Source organism: Hydrogenophaga intermedia (assembly GCF_023715105.1).
Classification (GTDB): domain Bacteria; phylum Pseudomonadota; class Gammaproteobacteria; order Burkholderiales; family Burkholderiaceae_C; genus Hydrogenophaga; species Hydrogenophaga intermedia_A.
This window is the reverse complement of the sequence record NZ_JAMBNO010000098.1, coordinates 1-466: the sequence shown is the minus strand read 5'-3', so window position 1 is coordinate 466 and position 466 is coordinate 1. Positions and strand designations below refer to the sequence as shown.

Annotated in this window: 1 protein-coding gene; it reads left to right on the top strand. The window is 72.7% G+C overall.

What is annotated here, in order from left to right:
• The coding region (locus M3149_RS22740; protein WP_285887497.1) for an ATP-binding cassette domain-containing protein at positions 1 to 466 on the top strand (466 nt) is incomplete at both ends.

Here is a 466-nt window from a genome sequence, read left to right as displayed (position 1 = left end):
GTGGGACATGTCGACGTCGCAGGGGTGCGCTACGAGCTGCCGGACGGCCGGGTGCTGCTCGACGACGTCTCGTTCCGGGTCGGCGAGGGCGCGAAGGTGGCACTGGTCGGTGCGAACGGAGCCGGCAAGACGACCCTGCTGCGGATCATCACCGGTGACCTGGTGCCGCACGCCGGCGCCGTCACCCGCAGCGGCGGGCTGGGGGTGATGCGGCAGATGGTCAGCCACGGCCTCGACGGCGGGACGGTGCACGACCTGTTGCTCTCGGTGTCCCCGGCGCGGGTCCGGACCGCTGCCGAGCACGTCGACGCCAGCGAGCGGGCGATGATGGACAGCGACGACGAGGCGACCCAGATGCGCTACGCGTCGGCGCTGACGGAGTGGGCGGACGCCGGCGGCTACGACATCGAGGTCGTCTGGGACGTGTGCACGACGGCCGCGCTCGGCGTGCCGTTCGAGCGGGCGA